The sequence below is a fragment of the Streptococcus orisasini genome (genome assembly GCF_001431045.1).
GTDB classification, from domain to species: Bacteria; Bacillota; Bacilli; order Lactobacillales; family Streptococcaceae; genus Streptococcus; species Streptococcus orisasini.
This window is the reverse complement of the sequence record NZ_BCLE01000022.1, coordinates 83,278-98,441: the sequence shown is the minus strand read 5'-3', so window position 1 is coordinate 98,441 and position 15,164 is coordinate 83,278. Positions and strand designations below refer to the sequence as shown.

Genomic DNA, 15,164 nt, shown 5'->3' with positions numbered 1-15,164 from the left:
GGGTGAATATTTTCTTCGCTTGGACGGCGATTCTGTACCGACTGACCTTGATTAGGCCTAGGAGCCGCTTGATTAGACTGATGCTGACTGCTTTTTACATTTTGCTGTGTCTGCTGAGCAGCAGGACGTTTAGATGACTCCTGCTGTCGAGCCGGTACAGCAACAGGCTCTTCTACTTCGCTGACCTCATCAGTATCAAAGTAAGAAATAATTTTGTTAAAGCTATCTCTAAGTGCCATATTTTTCTCCGTTTCATCTAAAGAATGCACTGCCTATCCGGACAAAAGTTGCACCATTTTGAACCGCAAGCGGAAAATCACCGCTCATCCCCATGCTCAATTCATCCAAAGGCATATTCTTTAAGTTTCTTTCTTTTAGGTTTTTCCTTAACTCATTGGTTTCTCTGAAAATTTCTGCTAATTCTTGCTCGGAAGCATCCATTGGAGCCATTGTCATCAAACCAACAACTTTTATCTTATCAAATTTTTGAATTTCTTCAAGTATATTAACTGCTTCTGATGCTTTGAATCCATGTTTGCTTTCTTCGCCAGAAATATTAACTTGCAAAAAACATTTAATAACATGCTCAGCACGTTTTTGAATTTCAGCAGCTAATTTTACAGAATCAAGAGCATGAAAGTAATCAACCAAGTTAATAATATCTTTAACCTTGCGCCGTTGCAGACTGCCAATCAAGTGCCAAGTTAAATCATAGGCTTGTAAGGCGTGATATTTATCGAGAAATTTGTCAACCCTATTTTCGGCAATATGTTTTACACCTGTTTTAACAAGTTTTTCTGCCATATCACTGTCAACATATTTCGTAACTGCAATAACAGTAACATCATCCTTACTGCGCCCGGCTGCCTGAGCACAAGCGGCAACTTCCTGAAAAATATGATCTTTATTTGCTTGTAAATCCATCATTAACGGTTTTTAAAGAAAGGAGGTGTTTCCAGTTCATCGTCATCATCAGAATCAGCTGAGAAACTGCTCATTTTTAGCTGACTGTCAATTTCACCTTCAGTAGGACGGGCAATACTTTCACGACGAAGATCCCAGTCACCAAAAGCAGATTGTTGAGACTGTGCTCCTGACTGTGGTTGTTTTGGTTCTGCAGCTGGCATTTCATGTGACTCGTTTAAGTCAAAGTCAAAATTATGACGGCGTTCAAAATTTGGCTGCGAAGGATTTGAAGCAGGAGCTTGCTGAGGTCTTGCTTGATTGTAAGGCTGTGCCTGACGGCGAACACCAGATACTTGGTCAACACGATCCGGACGAACACCTGTAGCAACTACAGTTACACGAATTTCATCTTTCATGGACTCATCAATTGCTGTACCAAGCCAGATATTAACCCCATGTCCTGCAGCCTGATTAACAATTTCAGAAGCTTCTTCAGCTTCTGTCAGGGTCATATCAAGACCGCCGGTAACATTGACAATAACATCTTCTGCACCGTCAATTGTTGTTTCAAGAAGTGGTGAATAAGTCGCTTTTCTAGCTGCTTCAACAACACGTTCTTCACCAGTTCCGATACCGATTCCCATCAAGGCATTTCCCTTGTTTGCCATGACTGTTTTAACGTCGGCAAAGTCAAGGTTGATTAAGCCAGGGCTAGTAATCAAATCGGTAATCCCCTGTACACCTTGACGAAGGACATTATCAGCTTCACTGAGGGCTTCAAGAAGCGGTGTCTTCTTGTCAACAATCTCCAGCAAATTATTATTTGAAATAATAAGGAGAGTATCTACTTCATCACGTAGTTCATCAATACCTTCAATCGCATAGTTGCCGCGCTTGCTACCTTCAAAACCAAAAGGCCGTGTAACAACAGCAACTGTCAGCGCACCGACTCCCTTAGCAATTCGAGCAATAACTGGAGCTGCTCCTGTACCGGAACCGCCACCCATACCAGCTGTGATAAAGACCATATCAGCACCGGTAAGAGCTTCTGTTAAAGCTTCTTCACTCTCTTCTGCGGCTTTACGGCCGATTTCAGGCTGACCGCCAGCACCCAGACCGCGAGTCAATTTAGGACCTAACTGAATTACAGTTTCAGCCTTAGAGCTGCTCAGAGCTTGGATATCAGTATTAGCTGCAATGAATTCAACACCTGCAACGCCTTCATCAATCATACGGTTAATAGCGTTACCGCCGCCGCCACCGACTCCAATAACTTTAATAACTGCACCCTGTACAGATGCTGCATCGAATGAAAATGCCATTTTAATCTTTCCTCACTTTAATTTTAATCAAACATACTGCCAAAGATACCACGTACACGGTCACTCATCTTTTGTTTTGGCTTAGCTGTTTCCTCTTTTTGAGGCGGCAGCTCCTCCAACTGTGACTCAAAAGTGGTAGATTCTTGTGTTTGAGCGAAACTTCTAGTTTTAGGAGCAACACCTGTTGGTTTAATATCAATTGGTTTTCTTCTCAATTTTTCATCACCAGAAACAGCCCCCTGTGCCAGAATATCAACTTCAGTAAGTGTTCCTACGTATTCAACAATACTGATAATGTTAGCAAACATAGGATTTCTGATACCGACTTGATTTGGAACATGGAGTTTGACATTGGCACCAAAGATTTCCTGAGCAACCTCAACAACTCCAGGCATGATTGCAGCACCGCCAACGATGACAATACCGCCAGGCAGATCAAGCAGCCTGCCGCGTTCTAAGTCCTGCTTGATACGATCCAGCAAGTGACGAACGCGTGCTGAAATAATTTCCGAAAGATAACGTTCAGTAACTTCTATCGGATTTCTTTCACCAACAACTTCTACTTGAACGGTTTCTGTTGAGCTGGCTTCAGAAACATTAGCTTCCCCAAAGTTAAACTTAAGTGCTTCGGCAACTTGATGCGAAGTCTTAAGGACTTTGGAAATATCTTTAGTAATGTAATCTCCGCCTTCAGCATAAGTATTTGTAAATTGCAGCTCCTGTGCACGCATTGAAGCAACGGTTGTCTGACCGCCTCCCATATCAATGACCGTAGCACCAAATTCACGTTCTCCTTCATTTAAAACGGATTTGGCAAGGGCAAGCGGTGAAATGATAATATTTTCAACCTCAATGCCAGCACGTTCAACCGTTTTGCGAAGGTTATGTAAAATAGTGCTTGGCCCAGTGTAAATCAAGCCACGCATTTCTAAGCGAATTCCCATCATCCCGCGAGGATCGCGAATTCCCTGAAAACCATCTACAATAAATTCTTCCGGAATCAGTGAAATAACTTCACGTTCCGGTGTGATGCTCTTGGTCAAAGCTGAACGGACAACACTGTCAACGTCTTCGTCCTTAATTTCTTTGGACTCACTAGGAACAGGAATCATTCCTTGAGTAGGTTCAATTTGCAACAGGTTGGCCGGCAGACCGACATTCACCTTGCTGATTGACATTCCTGCTTTTTCTTCAGCTTCTTCAATCGCTGCTTTAATAGCTTCTGCAGCTGTGTCTATATCAATGATGATACCATCTTTTACACCCGAACTCTTAACATTACTGACACCAATAACGTTCATACTGCCATCAATGAATTCAGCAACCAAAACTTTAATCGAGCTTGTTCCTATATCTAATCCTGTAAAAAAGCCATCTCTAGCCATTCACTCGACCTCTCTATCTTTCCATTCTATTACTTTCAAAAACTGTCAAAAACAGAATTATTCAGAAAATATTATACCATAAAAAAACGTAAAATGTTAAGCTTTTTACGTTTTTTGTTATAGAAACTTAATTTCTTGAACTTCATGAGAATCATGGAGAAGTAGCTGCCTCTGTGACCAGCTGACCATTCTCCTCTGAAGCAGCAGCCGAAGAGTCCTCTGAATCAGAATTGTCAGCTGATGATTCATTAGAATCTTGTTCGGAAGAACTTTCTGTTGCAGCAGATGCCTTGTGCTCTGCAAGTGCAGCTTCAATATCTGAATTGGTACTGTAGAGACCCACTTCCATATCGATAATACTGCCGCCAGCCACATTCTTTTTAATTTTAGGATAGTAAGGTAGCTTACTGTCAATTTCTGACAAAGGAACACGGACAGTATTATTGTCTGTCATTTCCAATAAAAGCAAATCTTTAGTAGACTGTGAATTAGCCAGAGAAATCGTTTTAATTTCCTTGACCAAGTCCCGATTCAATTTTACCAGCTTTTTAACAAGAGTCTGAATATCCTCTGCTTTGTCCAAATTAATGGTCATAAAAGATTCAGGTAGCTCTGAAGCATTGACTATATCAGCCTGATTACCGTTATCTAAAATAGGGATATAACCATTGTTTGTTTGCTTGTAAGCTATAATGCTATGCTCTTTTACTTTTAGCGTAAAATTGTTGGGAAAGTGATAACTTAGATTTGCTTCTTTAATCCACTTATCCTGTTTTTTTAAAGTCTCTTCAAACCTGCTTTTTTCAAAAATTAAAGCTGTCAGGTAGTCTGATTTTTTAATTCCTGCTCGATCAATCAATTGCGCTTCAATCGCATTTTTGCTGCCTGAAACTTTGATATTTTTTTGGCGGCTTAAAGGACTAATCATAAACAAAGAAGCAAGTAAAACCAAGGAAGAAATGGTAATTACCAAAACTGCCTGCCAATAGTCCTTCTTAGGAATAGACCGCACTTTTTTCTTTTTGGGCTTTTTAGGCTTTAGCAGTTTCTTTTTAGGCTGTTTAAAGCTGTCCTCTTCCGAAAGGTCAGGCTGCTCTTTAACAGCCAAATCAGCTTTCTTATCTGTTTTTGTTCCTTCCTTGTCAGCCTGAAACTGAGCCTTCTTCTCAGCCATCTTTTTTTCATTTAACTTTTCTTTTTCAAGCTTTTCTTCCTGTTTTTTTCTGAGAAATTCCAAGTTGCGCTGCTGCCACTCTGTTAAAGGAACTTCTTGTTTTTCAGTATTCTTTTTATCCTTTGCCATTATTTTCCTTTATTTTTAGCTCGTATATCTTGTAATAAAAGATTGTAAAAATTGTCTGGAGAGGTAATTTCAGTTGAAGCCGCCATGTTTTTTTGGTAAAAATCTCGATTTGCCAGCAAATCTTCGACTTTTTCAGTCAGATTGACAACCTTTAAATTTTCTTCAGGCAATTGCTGAGCATAACCCTTTTTTTCAAAGTAAGCCGCATTTTCAAGCTGGTCACCGCGACTAGCTTCCTTTCCTAAAGGAACAATCAAATGAAGCTTATTCATGGCAAGAAGCTCAAAAATAGTATTGGAACCACCGCGTGTAATAACAACATCCGCTAAGTCCATGAGCGGCTGATAGAGATCTGTCACATAATCCACTCGATAAAGATTTGGACTCAGACTGTTTAACCCTTTATCACCGGAAATATTGATGATATTATAAGTTTTCAATAATTCTGGCGAATCCGTAATAAAGTTGTTAAAGACCTTAGCACCAGCGGATCCGCCGATAAAAAGCAAGGTTTTTAAAGCAGGGTCAAACTGCTCTTTGATAGATTCAATTTGCTCCGTTGTTGCCTGATTCAAGTCTTTTTTGTCAATTTTAGTAATGGCTCCGACGTGTTTTGTTTTAGTCAAGGCCTCAGCCTGCTCAAAAGTGGTGTACATAGTTGTCGCAAACTTATAGGCAATTTTATTAGCCAAGCCCATTGATAAATCCGATTCATGAACAAAAACTGGAATTCCTAAACACTTAGCCGCAATCACAGGCGGAACCGATACAAAGCCGCCCTTAGAAAATAACAGCTGAGGGCGAATTTTAGCTATGATAGCCAAAGACTGCAGAACTCCCCAGCTCACTTTAAAAGCATCTAGCAGATTTTGCCAGGAAAAATAACGCCGCAGTTTGCCCGTCGCAATCGAGTGAAAGTTGACATCAAGACCTGACTGTCTGATCTGTTCATGCTCAATTCCGTGTTTATCACCAATGTAGTATACTTCCCAGCCGTCTTTAAGAAATTTAGGAATGAGAATTAAATTGAGAGTAACATGACCAACAGTACCGCCACCTGTAAAGATAATTTTCTTTTTCGCCATGCTATTCTCCCTTAATAGCTTCAAAGGCTGCGATAAACTCATCTCCGCGTACTTCAAAGTTCTTATACATATCCCAGCTAGCATTTGCCGGACTCAAAAGTACAACATCACCAGCCTCAGCATTTTCAAAAGCAATTTTTGCAGCATCGGCAACATTTTTGGCATCCAGATAAGCTACTTCCGCCTTATTTGCAGCACGTTTAACCCTAGGAGCTGATTCTCCCAAGATCACCATCTTCTTTAAACCAACAAGATCTGGAACCAGTTCATCAAATTCATTTCCACGGTCAAGACCGCCTGCAATTAAAATAACTTTTTTATTATCAAAGCCTGACAGAGCTTTTTGAGTTGCTAATATATTAGTAGACTTACTATCATTATAAAATTTAACTCCGCTGACTTCACCCAAATATTGCAGACGGTGTTTGACTCCACCAAAATGAACCAAGGTTTCTCTGATAGCCTCATCTGACACTCCGGATAATTTCGCCACAGCGATTGTTGCCAAAGCATTTTCAACATTATGGCTGCCCGGAACGCCGAGCTCGTCTGCCTTCATAACAGCCTGCCCTCTAAAATACAGCGTCCCGTCTTCCAAATAAGCACCGTCAATCTTTTCTTTTGTTGAAAAAGGCACAACCTTAGCACTGGTTTTGGCAGCCAGATCCTTGGCAAGCTCCTGATTAAAATTAAGGATAATAGTATCAGCTACCGTCATATTTTTTTGGATATTCCACTTGGCTTCAACATAATTCTCAAAAGAACCATGGTAATCAATATGAGTTGGCATCAGATTAGTAATGACAGCAATATGCGGATGAAACTCTTCTATTCCCATCAACTGAAAAGAGGACAATTCCATCACCAGCGTGTCATTTGAAACTGCTGACTGAGCTACTTCACTGGCCGGATAACCAATATTCCCCGACAAAAGAGCAGATTGTTTAGCATGATTTAAAACATCTGCAATCATGGTCGTTGTCGTTGTTTTACCATTAGAACCTGTAATTCCAATAATAGGAGCTTCAGAAATCAGGTAGGCCAGTTCCACCTCAGTAATAACCGGAATATTTTTCTCAGCTGCACGGACAACCATAGGATTGGTGTATGGAATTCCTGGGTTTTTAACCATATAAGCAAATTCCTCATCCAAAAGTTCCAAAGGATGGCTGCCACAGATCACCTTGATTCCTTCCTCTAAGAGAGTCTGCGCAGAAGGATTTTCATCAAAAGGCTTGCTGTCATTGACAGTTACAATGGCACCCAGTTTTGCCAAAAGCCGTGCAGCTGCTTCGCCTGAGCGTGCCAAACCAAGCACCAAAATTTTTTTATTTTCGAAATTTTTAACCTGTTTCATTTGATATTCTAACTTTCTCATTAACTTGTATACCTTAATATTTTACCCTGAATAAAAGAGTTTTTCAAGATTTTAAAGCAAGACAGCCTTGTTCTTTTTTATCGTTTCAAGAATAGCTTTTAGACAGTCTGCTCATCTTCTGCCTTAAACAAAAAACTATCTGATAGGCTGCAAGCAAGTGCAGAACACAACTTATTATAAGACTGCAGACGGTAAAGGCTTGTTTGAAAAAACCACTTCTTTAAAAGTACACTTAACTCTGCTCCTAGTTAGGTGGCCGCCTTACCTAATCTAAATTATCCGGTGATGCCAATAAAAAAGAACCAGACTCAAGTCCAGTTCTCAAATTCATTATTGGTTAAACAGCAACAAATAGCAGTCTGAGGGCAAAACTAGCTGACAATTTTTAAGCCAGCTAGTTTTCTCCTGTTTTTAGTTTCATTTTAGTGACGATTTCTTTTATTTTTGGGTCTGACCGTTAAGCGCAGCACATCTCGTAAAGCATAACAGCCGACAGCAGTCATGCCCAGACCGACAAAAATTTCAGGAGGCGACTGTATGATTTTGATAAAAGTCATGCCTGCCAGAACCATCAAAAAGGCAACAATTGCTACCACTGAAATCATATTCATGGTATTTTTGACTGTTTTAGGAGCAACAAAAATGTAATACATTAAAAGCAGTACAGCGATAATCGCATAAAACATTTTTTCCTCCTTTCTGGGTCGGTCCTATTAATCTTCAGCAGATTTTTTCTTTTTAGCAGCCTTGGCCCGTGCGTTTTTATCCAAAATTTGCTTGCGCAGACGGATAGACTCAGGCGTTACTTCCATGTATTCATCATCATTGAGGAATTCAAGTGACTCTTCCAATGTCAGAATACGTGGTGTTTTAATAACTGCCGTTTGATCCTTGGTAGCTGAACGAACGTTGGTCATTTGCTTAGCTTTGGTAATGTTTACCGTCAGATCATTCTCGCGCGAATTTTCTCCGATAATCATGCCTTCGTACACTTCCGTACCTGGGTTAACAAAGATAGTTCCGCGTTCCTCAATAGACATGATAGAGTAAGTCGTTGCTTTACCTGTATCAATCGAAACAAGGGCACCGCGGTGACGGCCGCCGATTTCAGCATTGATAACTGGCATGTATTTATCAAAGGTATGGTTCATGATACCGTAACCGCGTGTCATTGACAGAAATTCTGTCGGATAACCGATAAGCCCGCGAGCCGGTGCCAAGAAAATCAAACGGGTCTGACCGTTGCCGGTTGACTGCATATCAAGCATTTCACCTTTGCGCTCTGACAGCGATTGGATAACCGCTCCCTGATATTCTTCCGGCGTATCAATCTGCACACGCTCGAAAGGTTCCATTTTCACGCCATCAATTTCCTTGATGATAACTTCAGGACGCGATACCTGCAGCTCATAGCCTTCACGGCGCATGGTTTCAATGAGGATTGACAAGTGCAGCTCTCCGCGCCCTGACACTGTCCATTTATCAGGAGAATCGGTTGCCTCAACGCGGAGCGAAACATCGGTCTGCAACTCAGCTAACAATCGTTCTTCCACTTTGCGGGATGTGACAAATTTACCTTCACGTCCTGCAAAAGGCGAATTATTAGCCAAGAAAGTCATCTGAAGTGTCGGTTCGTCAATATGAAGGATTGGCAATGGTTCAACGGCATCTGTCGGTGTAATCGTTTCGCCAACAAAGATATCTTCCATACCGGAAACCGCAATCAAATCACCAGCTTTAGCCTCTTTAATTTCACGGCGTTCAAGGCCAAAGAAACCAAAAAGTTTTGTCACACGGAAGTTTTTAGTCGTGCCATCGAGTTTTGAAAGGGTAACTTGGTCACCAACTTTTACCGATCCGCGGAAAACACGGCCAATACCAATACGTCCAACAAAATCATTGTAATCAAGAAGGGACACTTGGAACTGCAGCGGTTCATCTGAATTGTCCACTGGTGCTGGGATATGGTCAATAATCGTGTCAAAAATCGGTGCCATGGTATGCTCTTGCTCAGCCGGATCATCTGAAAGCGATGAAGTTCCGTTAATTGCTGACGCATACACAACTGGGAATTCCAGCTGATCATCATCTGCTCCAAGCTCAATGAAAAGCTCCAGCACTTCATCAACAACTTCTTCTGGGCGGGCAGATGGTTTGTCAATCTTGTTAACAACAACGATTGGAACTAAATTCTGCTCTAAGGCCTTCTTTAAAACAAAGCGCGTCTGCGGCATTGTTCCTTCATAAGCATCAACAACCAGAACAACCCCATCAACCATTTTCATGATACGCTCAACTTCGCCGCCAAAATCCGCGTGTCCCGGTGTGTCCATGATATTGATGCGTGTTCCCTTATAAGCGACCGCTGTATTCTTAGCCAGAATAGTAATTCCGCGTTCCTTTTCAAGATCGTTAGAATCCATAGCTCGCTCTTCCAACTGCTTATGTTCATCAAGGGTATGCGATTGCTTCAAAAGCTCATCAACAAGAGTTGTTTTCCCGTGGTCAACGTGAGCAATGATAGCAACATTTCTAATATCGTCTCTAAATTTTGTCATGATTCCTCTTATAATTATTTTATTTCAACTTATCAATTATAGCATAATTTTTAAGAAAAAGCGCATAAAAAACAACTGTAAACGTTTAGAATAAAGAAAAACATGCCCGAAAGCATGCTTGTGATAGTAAGCGAAAAACAGTCATCCTTGTTCCTTCACTTTTCCATTCCAGTAGTCAAGACCATTTTTAAGAACATAAAGGTCTTTATAACCCGCTTTTTTGAGTATTAAGACTGCACGCGCAATCAATTGTCCTCGAGTATTGTCATAAAGCAGGACAGGCTTATCCTTGCGCAAAGCTGATAGAGATTCTTTAAACTGTTCAGATGGCAGATTGCGTGCTCCCAAAATATGCTTGCGGCGGAATTCACTGGGAGAACGTAAGTCTACAACCTGCGCCTTTCTCATCATATTTTCAAACTCCGCATTAGAAATATACTTAGCAGCACGGCGAACACGGATATAATTCCAAGCAAAGAAAGCCAAAAAAGCAAAAATAATAATCCATAAAATAATCGTTACAGTTGACATATGACTCCTTTATTCTTCAATAAACTGACGGGCAAGACTAGCTGCTCCAATGATACCAGCATCATTTCCCAGTTCTGCAATTTTAATTTTAGTTGATTTTTTGACTTGCGGAAAGGCAAATTTTTGGAAATGACTTTCAACGCGTGAACGCAAAAATTCACCTGCTGCAGAGACGCCACCACCAATAATCACAGAATCAGGATTTAAAATATTACTGATATTGGCAGTTGCAAGACCCAGATAAAAACCAACTTTTTCGACAATAGAATCAGCAAACTTATCACCAGCAGCTGCTGCAGTGAAAATATCCTTACTTGTGACACTATCACCATTATCAATAGAAGCTTTAATATTTGATGTACCCTCATAGCTTTCTGCTAAAAGACGGCCCAAACGGACAACTCCTGTCGCTGAGGCAACCGTTTCAAGACAGCCTTTATTTCCGCAGGTACATTCAAAACCGCCTTCCGGCTCCACAATAATATGACCGATTTCTCCGCCAGCACCAGCAACCCCATGAATAAGATTGCCATCAGCAATAATACCGCCGCCTACGCCTGTTCCAAGTGTTACAAAAACAACATCAGGATTATTGTCACCTGCACCAACCCAGCGTTCTCCAAGAGCCGCAACATTGGCATCATTGTCAATTGCAAAAGGAATGCCTAGCTCTGCTTCAATAGCTGCTCCGACTTCCTGAGTCTCAGCCCAATTAAGGTTAAAAGCTCCTGTAACAGTCTTTCGGCTGCGATCAACTGCTCCAGGGGAACCCATGCCGATCCCCGCAAAGTCATCTTTGGATAATCCGTAAAGATCCAAACGGTGTTTGATAGAAGCAATAATATCAGGGACAATATGCTGTCCATCTTCTAAAATATTGGTCTCAATCGCCCATTTTTCCTGCACTTGACCATCCAAAGTCAAAATACCAAATTTGACACTTGTTCCGCCAAGATCAATACCTAAAAGCTTTTTAGTCATTTTCTTTTTCCTTTTCTATTCTGTGTTCCCTGCGCAAAATCAATTCAGCATGTAAATAGTCATTTCTTGAAACCAGACCATTCTCATAAAGCTTCTCCAGCTCAATTTTCATCATTTCGATGTCATAAAGCCGCTTGCCCAAATAAACATAAATGCCAAACCGTTTCAACAGCTGCTGCACATCATATAATGTTTTCATCTCTCAAATTCTACCAAAAAAAGGCTGTCTTTTCAATATATTTTTGCAAACGTTTGCCCTTTTGTAAAAAGAAAAAGAACGAAAGCAGAACTACCAAATCAATTTTTGTCAAATCTTGATTTTGGTTCCACTCCCAGTTCTTTTTAATCTTGGTCATTTAGGTTGATAAACAGCCCAACAAAATTCGGTAACTGCTTTGCCATTAAAGTCCTGGTGCCTGACCAAGTTCTGCCTGCAGCATCCAAATCGTCTTTTGTGCGTCAGTCTGAGCAGCTGTAAAAATGTCATTAGAAACAACATCTCCTTCTTCATCAGTCACATCAAGACCAACTTGATAAAGGCTGGAAAGATAGCTGTAAACTTCTACAAGACGTGTCAGATGATCTGTCATTGATTTATCCCAGCTTCCTGTTTCTTCTTCCAACTTAGAATTTTCATCAAATTCCTTTAAAGTTGAAAATGGACTGCCGCCAATTGTAATCAAGCGTTCACTAATTTCATCGAGGTGTTCGTTTAAAGCATCCATCAATTCATCCATTTTAGGATGGAGGTAAAGAAAGCCAGCTCCGCGCATGTACCAATGTACCTGATGGACAATTGATGCAGCCTTTGATAAATCGGCTACAGCCTGATTGAGTACAGCCTTGGTTTTTTCATTGCCTGAAGCTTCTTTCTTCTCAATTTGATGCGTAATTGACGCATAGATATTTTCAGCGAGCGTATTTGTGTTAGCCATAGTAATAAGTCCTCCTTGTAAAATATTCTTTATACTCATATATTAGAATGATTCTAAATAAAAAGCAACTATTTTGTTTTTCTTTTACGAATATAAAATTATGAAAGTCTTCTTATTTTTTATGCTGGGTGCCTCAATAGGTTCCTTTTTAAGCCTAGTTGCAGACCGTTTCCCAGAAAAATCCATTATTTTCCCCCGCAGTTCTTGCAACAGCTGTCATAGGACTTTAGCTCTACGCGATCTGATTCCCATATTTTCACAGTTGCTCAATAAAAACCACTGCCGTTTTTGCGGCTGTGCCATTCCTTTAAGATATGCCCTCACAGAATTTTTCTGCGGTCTCATTGGCCTAGGCTTCGGACTCAGCCTAGTGACATTTTCACAGGTGTACCTGCTCCTGATGGGAATTCTTCTGTCCCTTTATGATTTGAAGGAGCAATCCTACCCCCTTATTTTATGGTTGGCCTTTACTTTTTCGCTCATGTTTTTTTATCCCTTAAATCTCATCAGCATCATCCTCTTTCTGTTCGGTATTTTTGCTGCTCTAAAAAATATCAATATCGGCAGCGGTGATTTTCTTTATCTGGCGACTCTGTCCTTATCACTTAGTTTTCAGGAGGTAATTTGGTTGATTCAAATTGCCAGCATAGCGGGAATCGCTTATTGTTTGCTCCGCAAAAAACAAAAGGAGAGACTGCCCTTTGTACCCTTTCTTTTTCTAGCCTACACTTCTCTTATTTTACTGCGTCAGGTAAGCTAGATTTGACAAAAAGCAGCGAAAGCCAGGCGTCTACGCTTGAGCTGTGACGCTTGGTTTCACTGTCTTCCATTATTATTTTATTGGAGATTTAACTTTTCAGTAAATGCTGCGCTGCCTTGCGGCCTTGATGCACGATCCCAGAAATAGCTGTACCTGATCCTGGATAATAGCCGGCAATCCAGCCGCCGGCATTCAAACCCGCTGCATACAAATGCGGAATAACTTTATCAAATAAATCCAGAACCTGACAGTCAACATTAATTTTGAGACCACCAATAGAGCCAAGATTGCTGGCAGAATTCTTATAGGCATAGAATGGAGCCTGCAGAGCTTTCAGACCTGTGCGGCGACCGAATGTCTGATCGCTGCCGGTTTCCATTGCTTCATTCCATTCTTGAATAGTTTCAGCAAGACTGTCCTTAGGAACAAGGATAGCATCTGCTAATTCTTCTATTGAATCAGCTTTAAGAACATGTCCGGCAGCCACATCCTCAGCTAAGCTGTCTGCTGTCCAAGCGCTGCCGGGCTCCTTGATAGAATTATCATCAAAAATCATGTAAGTAGGAGCCATAAACTGCTTTTCCTGCTGGAAGATGGCCCGGTACTGATAGGCATAGGTTGCATCTTCACAAACAAAGCGCTTACCAGCACCATTGACAAAAATCAAAGGGATTGTTGGAATCTGATTATTGGTCGCATTGCCTGTTTTGCCGCAAAAATCAATGCAGCCGCCCATGCCAGTCACTGCAGCACCGGCAGAAAGTCCCATTAAAATACCGTCACCAGTATTGGTTTTTGCAGTCAAAACCGTATTAAAGGCCAAATCGTTGAACTGCTGAGGATTGTAAGCCTTAGCCAAAGCGGGATTATGATCAATACTAGCTGTTGCCAAAAGAACGCCCTTCTTTGCAGCAATAAGCTTTTTCTCGCCGCCAACAAGAGCAGCAACACCATGGATTGCTTTGGTTTTTTGATCCTGAATCAAGGATACTACTGTCGTGTTGTATTCTATCTTTGCACCGGCCTTGAGAGCTTCTTTAAAGAGTGCCTGAGTCAGAACAACACCGTCTCCGCCTTGCCCTCCATTCTCATAGACGTGGATACGATCCGCAAAAATATCATCTTTCACATAAGGAATATGACTGTGCCCATAGACAGAAGTCCACTTGATGCCCATTTGGCTGAGCCATTCGATATTTTGGGGTGCACTCTGAGCTAAGTCCCTTACTAAATCGGCGTCTAAAACATTTTCACCCGCTTTAATCCATAGTTCTGCATGTTTTTCAGGGGTATCTTCCTGATAAGCAGTGAGCGCTTTTTGGTAAGGAGTACCTGCTGCCTGAACGACACCGCCTGAATAATTAGTTGTGCCGCCGGCAATACCGGCCTTCTCACAAATCAGGACAGATAAACCGCCGCGCGCTGCCTCAACTGCTGCCGACAGTCCGGCGCCGCCTGAACCAACAATCACTAAATCATAGCTGGCATCGTATTTTAAAACCTGATCAAGAGAAGTGACAGGCTGAGCTGGCGAGGTATTCTTCACGTCTTGAAGAACTGCCAAAGACGGACTTGTCACAGCATCAACGTCAGGCTGAACGGCATAAGGATTTTCTGATTCAGGCTTGAGAGCTTCTTCCTGACTGATTTTACCAGCATCGGCAGCCAGGGCTTTTTGAACAGCATTCTTAAAAGCTAAACTTGAAAAAGTTGCACCGGATACAGCGTCAACATCAGCGGATCCTTTTTCGAGCATGGCTGCCTTCATTTGCGCAATTCCTAAATCTCCAACCAAGGCTTTGCTGCTGTGTTCACAGGCTAAAGACTTGATTTTACCATCTTCCAGACCAACCCTTACATGTAATGGGCCGTGAAATCCCAAGGCCGCGCCCTTAACTGTTTTTTCTACCATGTTTTCGACTTCCTTTCTAAATAAAATAAAACGTTTTCATCTTTATTATACGCTTTCTGAGCTTTTTTAGCTGAGAAAAAGATAATAAACTTCTTATTTTATTAAAAT

Annotated in this window: 14 protein-coding genes and 1 pseudogene; 1 reads left to right on the top strand and 14 read right to left on the bottom strand. The window is 41.3% G+C overall.

Annotated elements, in window-relative coordinates; genetic code table 11:
- From SCSH_RS04480 to dpr, 13 genes and pseudogenes are all read right to left on the bottom strand, one after another.
- Positions 1–239: pseudogene (locus tag SCSH_RS04480) on the bottom strand (cell division protein SepF); the annotation flags it as partial.
- Between the two features lie 13 nt (positions 240–252).
- A complete protein-coding gene (locus tag SCSH_RS04475; RefSeq protein ID WP_057490699.1) occupies positions 253–924 on the bottom strand; it encodes a YggS family pyridoxal phosphate-dependent enzyme in 672 nt (223 codons plus the stop codon).
- A 2-nt stretch (positions 925–926) separates the two neighbouring features.
- Positions 927–2,228: a cell division protein FtsZ gene (gene ftsZ, locus SCSH_RS04470; protein WP_057490695.1), complete on the bottom strand. Its 1,302-nt coding sequence runs from the start codon at positions 2,226–2,228 to the stop codon at positions 927–929.
- A gap of 23 nt (positions 2,229–2,251) precedes the next feature.
- The gene (gene ftsA, locus SCSH_RS04465) at positions 2,252–3,613 is read right to left on the bottom strand and encodes a cell division protein FtsA (RefSeq protein ID WP_057490694.1); all 1,362 of its coding nucleotides are present in this window, start codon (positions 3,611–3,613) and stop codon (positions 2,252–2,254) included.
- A 151-nt stretch (positions 3,614–3,764) separates the two neighbouring features.
- Positions 3,765–4,916 (bottom strand): cell division protein FtsQ/DivIB, encoded by a 1,152-nt coding sequence (locus SCSH_RS04460; RefSeq protein WP_057490693.1) that lies wholly within the window; start codon positions 4,914–4,916, stop codon positions 3,765–3,767.
- The gene (locus tag SCSH_RS04455) at positions 4,916–6,001 is read right to left on the bottom strand and encodes a UDP-N-acetylglucosamine--N-acetylmuramyl-(pentapeptide) pyrophosphoryl-undecaprenol N-acetylglucosamine transferase (protein ID WP_057490692.1); all 1,086 of its coding nucleotides are present in this window, start codon (positions 5,999–6,001) and stop codon (positions 4,916–4,918) included. The genes SCSH_RS04460 and SCSH_RS04455 overlap by 1 nt, the downstream gene beginning before the upstream one ends.
- A 1-nt stretch (position 6,002) precedes the next feature.
- Entirely contained in the window at positions 6,003–7,358 is a 1,356-nt protein-coding gene (murD, locus tag SCSH_RS04450) for a UDP-N-acetylmuramoyl-L-alanine--D-glutamate ligase (protein ID WP_057490691.1), read from the bottom strand.
- Between the two features lie 443 nt (positions 7,359–7,801).
- Positions 7,802–8,065, bottom strand: a complete 264-nt coding sequence (locus SCSH_RS04445) for a DUF3165 family protein (protein ID WP_057490690.1) — start codon at positions 8,063–8,065, stop codon at positions 7,802–7,804.
- A gap of 27 nt (positions 8,066–8,092) precedes the next feature.
- Positions 8,093–9,937: a translational GTPase TypA gene (typA, locus tag SCSH_RS04440; RefSeq protein ID WP_057490689.1), complete on the bottom strand. Its 1,845-nt coding sequence runs from the start codon at positions 9,935–9,937 to the stop codon at positions 8,093–8,095.
- A gap of 141 nt (positions 9,938–10,078) precedes the next feature.
- Positions 10,079–10,468 (bottom strand): rhodanese-like domain-containing protein, encoded by a 390-nt coding sequence (locus SCSH_RS04435; RefSeq protein WP_057490688.1) that lies wholly within the window; start codon positions 10,466–10,468, stop codon positions 10,079–10,081.
- 9 nt (positions 10,469–10,477) lie between these two features.
- A complete protein-coding gene (locus tag SCSH_RS04430; protein WP_057490687.1) occupies positions 10,478–11,449 on the bottom strand; it encodes an ROK family glucokinase in 972 nt (323 codons plus the stop codon).
- On the bottom strand, positions 11,442–11,648 hold the full coding sequence (locus SCSH_RS04425; protein WP_057490686.1) for a YqgQ family protein: 207 nt from the start codon (positions 11,646–11,648) through the stop codon (positions 11,442–11,444). Before SCSH_RS04425 ends, SCSH_RS04430 begins: the two co-directional genes overlap by 8 nt.
- A gap of 202 nt (positions 11,649–11,850) precedes the next feature.
- The gene (gene dpr / locus SCSH_RS04420; protein WP_057490685.1) at positions 11,851–12,384 is read right to left on the bottom strand and encodes a DNA starvation/stationary phase protection protein; all 534 of its coding nucleotides are present in this window, start codon (positions 12,382–12,384) and stop codon (positions 11,851–11,853) included.
- 100 nt (positions 12,385–12,484) lie between these two features.
- Here dpr and SCSH_RS04415 point away from each other — a divergent pair, with 100 nt between their 5' ends.
- Positions 12,485–13,144 (top strand): prepilin peptidase, encoded by a 660-nt coding sequence (locus SCSH_RS04415; protein ID WP_057490698.1) that lies wholly within the window; start codon positions 12,485–12,487, stop codon positions 13,142–13,144.
- Between the two features lie 88 nt (positions 13,145–13,232).
- Here the strand turns inward: SCSH_RS04415 and SCSH_RS04410 are convergent, their stop codons facing one another.
- Positions 13,233–15,056: an FAD-dependent oxidoreductase gene (locus tag SCSH_RS04410; RefSeq protein WP_057490684.1), complete on the bottom strand. Its 1,824-nt coding sequence runs from the start codon at positions 15,054–15,056 to the stop codon at positions 13,233–13,235.
- Between the last annotated feature and the right edge of the window lie 108 nt (positions 15,057–15,164).

Coding starts and splice junctions, on each gene's coding strand:
- SCSH_RS04435 (WP_057490688.1), bottom strand. CDS start 10,468: ATGTCAACTGTAACGATTATTTTATGGATTATTATTTTTGCTTTTTTG.
- SCSH_RS04455 (WP_057490692.1), bottom strand. CDS start 6,001: ATGGCGAAAAAGAAAATTATCTTTACAGGTGGCGGTACTGTTGGTCAT.
- dpr (WP_057490685.1), bottom strand. CDS start 12,384: ATGGCTAACACAAATACGCTCGCTGAAAATATCTATGCGTCAATTACG.
- SCSH_RS04460 (WP_057490693.1), bottom strand. CDS start 4,916: ATGGCAAAGGATAAAAAGAATACTGAAAAACAAGAAGTTCCTTTAACA.
- SCSH_RS04445 (WP_057490690.1), bottom strand. CDS start 8,065: ATGTTTTATGCGATTATCGCTGTACTGCTTTTAATGTATTACATTTTT.
- ftsZ (WP_057490695.1), bottom strand. CDS start 2,228: ATGGCATTTTCATTCGATGCAGCATCTGTACAGGGTGCAGTTATTAAA.
- SCSH_RS04430 (WP_057490687.1), bottom strand. CDS start 11,449: ATGACTAAAAAGCTTTTAGGTATTGATCTTGGCGGAACAAGTGTCAAA.
- typA (WP_057490689.1), bottom strand. CDS start 9,937: ATGACAAAATTTAGAGACGATATTAGAAATGTTGCTATCATTGCTCAC.
- ftsA (WP_057490694.1), bottom strand. CDS start 3,613: ATGGCTAGAGATGGCTTTTTTACAGGATTAGATATAGGAACAAGCTCG.
- SCSH_RS04475 (WP_057490699.1), bottom strand. CDS start 924: ATGGATTTACAAGCAAATAAAGATCATATTTTTCAGGAAGTTGCCGCT.
- SCSH_RS04415 (WP_057490698.1), top strand. CDS start 12,485: ATGAAAGTCTTCTTATTTTTTATGCTGGGTGCCTCAATAGGTTCCTTT.
- SCSH_RS04425 (WP_057490686.1), bottom strand. CDS start 11,648: ATGAAAACATTATATGATGTGCAGCAGCTGTTGAAACGGTTTGGCATT.
- murD (WP_057490691.1), bottom strand. CDS start 7,358: ATGAAACAGGTTAAAAATTTCGAAAATAAAAAAATTTTGGTGCTTGGT.
- SCSH_RS04410 (WP_057490684.1), bottom strand. CDS start 15,056: ATGGTAGAAAAAACAGTTAAGGGCGCGGCCTTGGGATTTCACGGCCCA.